Source organism: Rhodosalinus sp. (assembly GCF_041685465.1).
In the GTDB taxonomy this organism is placed as follows: Bacteria; Pseudomonadota; Alphaproteobacteria; order Rhodobacterales; family Rhodobacteraceae; genus Rhodosalinus.
The window spans coordinates 1-7,221 of sequence record NZ_JAWLFS010000156.1 but is presented as its reverse complement, the minus strand read 5'-3'; the positions used below and the strand labels follow the sequence as shown (position 1 = coordinate 7,221).

Annotated in this window: 10 protein-coding genes; 4 read left to right on the top strand and 6 right to left on the bottom strand. The window is 68.4% G+C overall.

The genetic code is table 11. From position 1 onward, the window contains the following. Both ACESL7_RS10865 and tig read left to right on the top strand, forming a co-directional pair. The coding region (locus ACESL7_RS10865; protein WP_372893344.1) for a ferritin-like domain-containing protein at nt 1–489 on the top strand (489 nt) is incomplete at its 5' end. A gap of 131 nt (nt 490–620) precedes the next feature. After that, nucleotides 621–1,952 (top strand): trigger factor, encoded by a 1,332-nt coding sequence (gene tig, locus ACESL7_RS10860; protein WP_372893343.1) that lies wholly within the window; start codon nt 621–623, stop codon nt 1,950–1,952. Nucleotides 1,953–1,995: 43 nt separating this feature from the next. Here tig and ACESL7_RS10855 read toward each other — a convergent pair whose 3' ends face one another. From ACESL7_RS10855 to rpsF, 6 genes are all read right to left on the bottom strand, one after another. Next, nucleotides 1,996–2,883, bottom strand: a complete 888-nt coding sequence (locus tag ACESL7_RS10855; protein ID WP_372893342.1) for an acyl-homoserine-lactone synthase — start codon at nt 2,881–2,883, stop codon at nt 1,996–1,998. A 427-nt stretch (nt 2,884–3,310) separates the two neighbouring features. Further along, a complete protein-coding gene (locus ACESL7_RS10850) occupies nt 3,311–4,021 on the bottom strand; it encodes an autoinducer binding domain-containing protein (protein WP_372893341.1) in 711 nt (236 codons plus the stop codon). Between the two features lie 52 nt (nt 4,022–4,073). After that, nucleotides 4,074–4,472 carry a helix-turn-helix domain-containing protein gene (locus tag ACESL7_RS10845; RefSeq protein WP_372893340.1) on the bottom strand — a complete coding sequence of 133 codons (399 nt, stop codon included), beginning with the start codon at nt 4,470–4,472 and terminating at the stop codon, nt 4,074–4,076. A 261-nt stretch (nt 4,473–4,733) separates the two neighbouring features. Next, a complete protein-coding gene (gene rplI, locus ACESL7_RS10840) occupies nt 4,734–5,360 on the bottom strand; it encodes a 50S ribosomal protein L9 (RefSeq protein WP_372893339.1) in 627 nt (208 codons plus the stop codon). A gap of 10 nt (nt 5,361–5,370) precedes the next feature. Continuing rightward, on the bottom strand, nt 5,371–5,598 hold the full coding sequence (gene rpsR, locus ACESL7_RS10835; protein WP_372893338.1) for a 30S ribosomal protein S18: 228 nt from the start codon (nt 5,596–5,598) through the stop codon (nt 5,371–5,373). Nucleotides 5,599–5,616: 18 nt separating this feature from the next. Beyond that, a complete protein-coding gene (rpsF, locus tag ACESL7_RS10830; protein ID WP_115977906.1) occupies nt 5,617–5,958 on the bottom strand; it encodes a 30S ribosomal protein S6 in 342 nt (113 codons plus the stop codon). Nucleotides 5,959–6,191: 233 nt separating this feature from the next. On the opposite strand from rpsF, the gene ACESL7_RS10825 reads away from it, so the two are divergent. Next, nucleotides 6,192–6,425: a hypothetical protein gene (locus ACESL7_RS10825; protein ID WP_372893337.1), complete on the top strand. Its 234-nt coding sequence runs from the start codon at nt 6,192–6,194 to the stop codon at nt 6,423–6,425. A 77-nt stretch (nt 6,426–6,502) separates the two neighbouring features. Then, the coding region (locus tag ACESL7_RS10820; RefSeq protein WP_372893336.1) for an ACP S-malonyltransferase at nt 6,503–7,221 on the top strand (719 nt) is incomplete at its 3' end.

Sequence of the window (7,221 nt, the reverse complement as noted above, 5' to 3'; positions counted from 1 at the left end):
GTGTCGCTCGAGCATCTTCAGCGCGCGCTGACGATGGAGCTGACGACGGTTAACACCTACCTCTATCAGGAGCGCAAGCTCGACGATTGGGGGATCGATCGGCTCGCGGCGCGCATGGCCGAGGAGATCGACGAGGAACGTGGCCACGCCCGCGCCTTCCTGACGCGGCTTCTCTTCCTGGATGGCACGCCGGACATGCAGACGCTCGACAAGGTGGCCAAGCCGGAGAGCGTGCGCGGCATCTTCGAGACGCAGCTCGAGATGGAGCGCGAGGCCCGCAGCTATTACGCCCGCGCCGCCGACGAGGCCCGCGCGGCCGGCGATCTCGGCACCTTCGAGCTCTTCATGCGCATCCTCAAGGACGAGGAGGAGCACATCGACTTCGTCGAGGAGCAGTTCGACCTGATGGAGTTGATGGGCGATCAGCTTTACGTCGGACGCCAGGTTTCCTCGGTCAACAAGGACGACGAAGAGGACGACGCGCCCTGAGCGCCGGGGCGGGGCGTGCCATCCGCGCGCCCCGCCGCGTTTCGGCTTGCATGGGTGCGGCGGCCTTTCTAGAAGGGCGCCTGATTTCTCAGTGCCTCCTCTTCAGGGGGCCGTTCCGACATGAGGGCATGATGCAGGTCACCGAAACCCTGAACGAGGGGCTCAAGCGCGGCTACGAGATTGTCGTGACGGCCGACGAGCTGGACGAGAAGGTGCACGAAAAGCTCGTCGAGGCGCAGCCCGAGATCGAGATGAAGGGCTTCCGCAAGGGGAAGGTGCCGATCGCGCTTCTCAGGAAGCAGTTCGGCGAGCGTCTGCTCGGCGAAGCGATGCAGGAGACCGTCGATCAGGCGATGTCGGACCACTTCGAGGAAACCGGCGACCGCCCGGCCATGCAGCCCGACGTCAAGATGAAGAACGAGGACTGGAAGGCCGGCGACGACGTTCATGTCGAGCTCAACTACGAGGCCCTGCCCGATGTGCCGGAGGTGGACCTCTCGTCCATCTCGCTCGAACGCATGGTCGTGAAGGCCGACGACGCCGCGGTGGACGAGGCGCTGCAGAACCTCGCCGAGAACGCGCAGGACTTCGAGGACCGCGACGAGGGGGCGGCGGCCGAGGATGGCGATCAGGTCGTCATCGACTTCACCGGCAAGCTCGACGGCGAAGCCTTCGAAGGCGGCGCGGCGGAGGACTATCCGCTGACCCTCGGCGCGGGCGCCTTCATCCCCGGGTTCGAGGAGCAGCTGGTCGGCGTGAAGGCCGGCGACGAGACCGAGGTCAAGGTCACCTTCCCGGAGGACTACGGCGCCGAGCACCTCGCCGGCAAGGAGGTGACCTTCGACGTCACGGTGAAGGCCGTGAAGGCGCCCAAGGCCGCCGAGATCGACGACGAGCTCGCCAAGAAGTTCGGCGCGGAGGATCTCGAGGCGCTCAAGGGGCAGATCCGCGAGCGGCTGGAAGCGGAATACAACGGCGCCGCCCGGCAGGTCGCCAAGCGCAAGCTCCTCGACCAGCTCGACGAGAAGGTGGATTTCCCGCTGCCCCCGGGCCTCGTGGACTCGGAGGCCAAGCAGATCGCGCATCAGCTCTGGCACGAGGAGAACCCGGAGGTCGAGGGGCACGATCACCCCGAGATCGAGGCGACGGACGAGCACCGCAAGCTCGCCGAGCGGCGCGTCAAGCTCGGTCTCCTGCTCGCCGAGCTCGGCCAGCGCGCCGAGGTCGAGGTGACCGAGTCCGAGATGACGCAGGCGGTGATGCAGCAGGCGCGCCAGTATCCGGGGCAGGAGCGGCAGTTCTTCGAGTTCGTCCAGCAGAACCCGCAGATGCAGCAGCAGCTCCGCGCGCCGATCTTCGAGGACAAGGTCGTGGACTACGTCTTCGAGCTCGCCGAAGTGACCGAGACGGAGGTCAGCAAGGACGAGCTCCAGCAGGCTGTCGAGGCGCTCGAAGACGAATGAGGTCAGATGCCGGGCCGCCGGTCCTGCCGGCGGCCCGGTGCCCTTACCCCGCGGCGCGGCTGAGCCTGTCCGGGTCCTGCCTCTCCTCTTCCAGGAGCAGTTCCACCAGCGCGAGCGCATGGTCCAGGTCCTCGGCCGTGCGCGCGTCACGAATCTGCCCGCGACAATAGTCGCGCAGGGCCGCGCGGCTGGCCGGCCCCGCCCGGGGGTCCGGCGCATCGTTTCGCGCCACGACGCTCATGTCGCGCGATCCCGGCTGATCGCCAGCGTGGTCGGCGACCGTCGCCGGCGCGAGGGCGAGCGCCGCCTCTTCGCTCAGTTGCACGTCATGGCCGATTCCCGCGAAGGCGCGAATGCGATTGATCCGCTCCTCGGTGCAGTCGAGCAGCGCCGCCAGGGCCGAGACCTTGCCCATGGGTGTGCGCTTGCCGAGATAGTCGTAGGGCGCGCAGTCGGAGCGCCGGAGCACCCGGTCCATCACCGGGTCGATCACCGTCACGATATCGCTGATACCCGAGCGCCTCGCGTATTCGAGCGCGCCGATCATCAGCTCGCAGGTGGCGTAGGAAACGGAGTTGCGCGCCTTGCCACGTCCGAGGCGCTCGGTATCGACGCAGAAGCGCGTCGATTCCCAGATCGACGGGCTGCGCAAGGGCGGTTCCCCGTCGAGGATGTCCGAAAAGACCTCGGACAGCATATGCGGTCCCGTCGTCTGAAGCGCCCGGACGCAGGCGACGACGTGCCCGGTGTCGTCGAGGCCGAGGATGTAGCCGGGGTCGAGGTCGTCGAACGGGTCGATCTCGCGTCCGTCCTCGGTGCACTCGACGTCCCAGCCGAGGCGGTCGGCAAAAACCCGCTTTCGCAGGCGGAACATCTCGTCCAGAAGATGTTCGAAGCGGTGCGCGTTCACTGCGTCGATCACGATGATCATCTGTCTTCCCCCAAGTCTTGTGGCCAGTCGCCATGCGTGAGGGTACCCGTGAACGATCAGCGGCCACTATTAGGGAAATCCCGTAGGGCATTGAGCCCGCGGGGCTATTCGCGGAGAGGGGGCTGGGGGCTGCCGGGCGGTGGGCCATGACGGCACCACCGGGTCACCATGCCTGCGCGTAACATAGGCTGGCACATGGCGCCACCCGGCCATCGCACGTGCAGGCTTCGGACAGGGGGCGGGGCCGCGCGCGCCCCGATGATCGGGCCCTGACGCGGCGGGTCTTCAGGCGCGGCCGCTACAGCCAGGGTGCAGGGCGTCTTCGGCCCGCCTTGCCCCCCGGCAAGTGGGGGGCGGTGCGTCTCGAATAGGGGAAGGGGAGGGCGTGGTCCGGGAGGGAGGCGACGGCCTCAGGCACGCACGGGCCCTAGAGCGGCGTCACGAAACCAAGACCGACCGCACGCGCGACCGCTTGCGGCGTGGTCAATGCGAAGAGCTTGCTGCGCGCCGATCGCAGGTGCACTTCGACGGTGCGATAGGAAATGCCGAGGATGTCTCCGATATCCTGTTGCGACTTGCCCGCCGCGGTCCATTGCAGGATTTCGACTTCGCGGGTCGACAGCGCCGGATGGCGCAGCGCCCGCGACACGGCGTGCGAGCGCATGACCGAATCGTGCAGATGCACCGCGGCGCTCTGCAGGTCGCCCATGATCGCAGGAACCAGATCATCCCACTGCGGGAGCGCACAGTCCTTCGTGACGCTCAGCAGGCCCACGTCGCCGTAGGGGCCGCGCACCGGGATCGTCACCCCGCGATCCCCGATTCCGAAGTCACGCGCTGCCTCGAACACCGTGACGTAGTGCCGCTCGTGCTCGAGCCGGCGCCAGTCCACCGGTGCGATGCTGCGACCGGCGGTGATCAGCGTCGGGTCGATGTTCTGAAAGCCGCACTCGGCGTAATGGCGCTTCCAGGCATCGGGATAGGTGACATATCCGTGGATCTGCCGCTCCCCCTGATTGGAGCCGGCATATGCGGCGTATGCGGCGTGATCGAACCCGAACCTGTCGCAGATCTGCGACAGGAAGGCATCGAACGGACGGTCGTCCAGGGCCAGTTGCCCGAGATCCAAGAGCTCCATGTCGCTTGCTCCCGCCTCCGGGCCCGGTGATCACGAGCCGGGTGCGCACACGCTAGGCGTTCAGTTCGGCTTGCTCCTCTCGCGGGGCACTCCGCCGCGCCATGGAGGTCACCATGTCGAGAACCACCTTCTTCTGGTCTTCGGGCAGTTGCAGGAAGTTGCGGACGAGCCGCGCGGCGCGCGCGTCCCGCAGGAGGTCCTCGCCGGCCCCGAGCGAGCCCTCCGGGGGGCTTCCCGCCATCACGGCTTCGAAGAAATAGGTCACGGGCACGTCAAGCGCGCCGGCGATCGCCCAGAGCCGCGAGGCGCTGACGCGGTTGGCGCCGCTCTCGTATTTCTGGATCTGCTGGAACTTCACACCGGCGCGGCGGCCGAGTTCCGTCTGGCTCATGCCGAGCGCCACGCGCCGCTCGCGGATGCGCTGTCCGACTTCGGTATCAATCTGCGTCATGGTTCCGATATGTTTCGTGTGCGCCGCGGCGAGGCGGCCTGCCCGGTCAGGACGCGCTGACACGCGTAGTCCCGCCCCGATGCCGGGCCATCCCCAAATCATGCTCGGGAATGTTGCATGCATCTGCATGGGGCTGCAACGCTTTCGTTGCGGAGCAGTATCGATTTTTCAACCGTTGATTGCGGGCCACGCGGACCTCTGCAGGGTCGGCGGTGGCGGCGCGGGCGGCGCGCAGGGCGCCGCCCGACGGGATCGCGCGCGTCAGGTGTCGCGGGGATCCATGCTGGGCTGGGCGTCCCGGGCGTCGTCGCTCTCCGCGCCCTCGTCGAGCTGGGCGCCGCCGATATCGTCGAAAAGCTCGGAAATCTCGAACTCCGCCTGCGCCTCTTCCTCGGCCGCGGCTTCCTGAATGGTCTTGCCGGATGCCTGCAGGTCGGCTTCTTCCTGCGACCGGGCGACGTTCAGGACCAGCTCGGCCTCGACTTCCGGGTGCAGGCGCACGGTGACCTTGTGCAGCCCGAGATCCTTGATCGGACGGTTGATCTTGACCTGCTTGCGGTCCACGGAGAAACCGGCCTCGCCGGCGGCGTCCGCCACGTCACGGGGGCTGACGGAGCCGTAGAGCGACCCGCCGTCGGACGCCTGGCGAATCACCACGAACTGCTGGCCGTCGAGCCGCGCGGCGAGCGCTTCGGCCTCCTTGCGGGTCTCGAGGTTGCGCGCCTCGAGCTCGGCCTTGCGCTCCTCGAAGGCGGAGATGTTCGCCTTCGAGGCCATCAGCGCCTTGTTCTGCGGAAGCAGGAAGTTGCGGGCGTAGCCGGGCTTGACGTCCACGACGTCGCCCATCTGGCCCAGCTTGGCCACACGTTCCAGAAGGATCACTTGCATGACTGGGGCCTCACTTCACTGCGTAGGGCAAGAGCGCCAGAAAGCGCGCGCGCTTGATGGCGCGGGAAAGCTCGCGCTGCTTTTTCGAGGACACGGCGGTGATGCGCGACGGCACGATCTTGCCGCGCTCCGAGACGTAGCGCTGCAGCAGCTTGGTGTCCTTGTAGTCGATCCTGGGCGCGTTGTCGCCGGAGAAGGGGCAGACCTTGCGGCGGCGGAAAAACGGTTTTGCGGCCATGGGTTACTCTCCTGTTCCTCAGCGGCGTTCGCGGTCGTCGCGCTTCTGCATCTGCACCGACGGTCCCTCGGCGTGCTTGTCCACCTTGATGGTGAGCACGCGCATGACGTCGTCGTGCAGGCGCATCAGGCGCTCCATTTCCTGCACGGCCGGCGCGGGCGCGTCGGTGCGCAGGAAGGCGTAGTGGCCCTTGCGGTTCTTGTTGATCTTGTAGGCCATCGTCTTGACGCCCCAGTACTCGCTGTCCACGAGTTTGCCGCCGTTGTCGGCGAGGACGCTGCCGAAGTGCTCGATGAGCCCCTCGGCCTGCGCGTTGGAGAGATCCTGACGCGCGATGAAGACATGCTCGTAAAGCGGCATGCGTGCTCCGTTCCTGTTCGGGCGCATTTCATAGGGCCGGGGTGTCGCCCTTCGCTCCGGCCCACGAGAGACTGCGCCGTGGCTTGCTCTGCGCGAAGGGAGGGTGCCGTATACATGCCTGAGCGCGGGACGCAAGGCCGGGCCGGTGCCGGTGAAGTGCCGCCATCGCGCCGTATTGTCGCCCGATTGCACGCGAAAGGTCCGCTCAGTCCAGACCGCAGAGGAGGCGCCCCATGACCCCGACGGAGACGCTCGACCAGACCCGCCACGCCGGCCCGCCCGTGATGCGCGCGATCTGCACGGTCGCCGGCGGCCTTGCCGGCGGCGTGTTCATCGGCGGTGCCCTCGGGCTCTGGGTGCTGCCGGGGTCGAATTTCGGCGCGGAGGTGCTGACGCTCAAGGCCGGGCTCACCGCCTTTCTCGTCATGGCCGGGACGACGCTGATCTCGGCCGCGCGTCAGGCCTGACCGCCCGGGGCCGCGCTTGCGCGCCCCGGACCGCCCCTGTATGCCCGCCGGCGAGCGAGATCACCGGGGGGAAATCCATGAGCCGAGCCTTCGTCTTTCCGGGGCAGGGCGCGCAAAGCGTCGGCATGGGCCGCGCGCTGGCCGAGGCCTACCCGGCCGCCCGCGCCGTCTTCGAGGAGGTCGACGACGCCCTCGACGAGAAGCTGAGCGCGCTCATCTGGGAGGGCGAGGCGGAGACGCTGACGCTCACCCGCAACGCGCAGCCGGCGCTCATGGCCACCTCGCTCGCCGCGATGACCGCGCTGGAGGCCGAGGGCGTGCGCATCGGTGCAGCGGCCTTCGTGGCGGGGCATTCGCTCGGCGAGTACTCGGCCCTCGCCGCGGCGGGCGCGCTGTCCATCGCCGACGCGGCACGCCTCCTGCGCCTGCGGGGCGATGCGATGCAGCGCGCGGTGCCGGTGGGCGAGGGGGCGATGGCCGCGCTTCTCGGCCTCGGGCTCGACGCCGCGCGCGAGGTTGCCGCGGAGGCCGCGCAGGGCGAGGTCTGCGCGGCGGCCAACGACAACGACCCGCAGCAGGTGGTCGTCTCGGGCCACAAGGGCGCGGTCGAGCGCGCCGTCGAGATCGCCAAGGCCCGCGGCGCGAAGCGCGCGGTGCTGCTGCCGGTCTCCGCCCCCTTCCACTCGGCCCTGATGCAGCCCGCCGCCGAGGAGATGAAGGCCGCGCTCAACGAGGTGCGGCTGACCGCGCCCGCCGTGCCGCTCGTCGCCAACGTCCGGGCCGAGGCGGTGGAGGA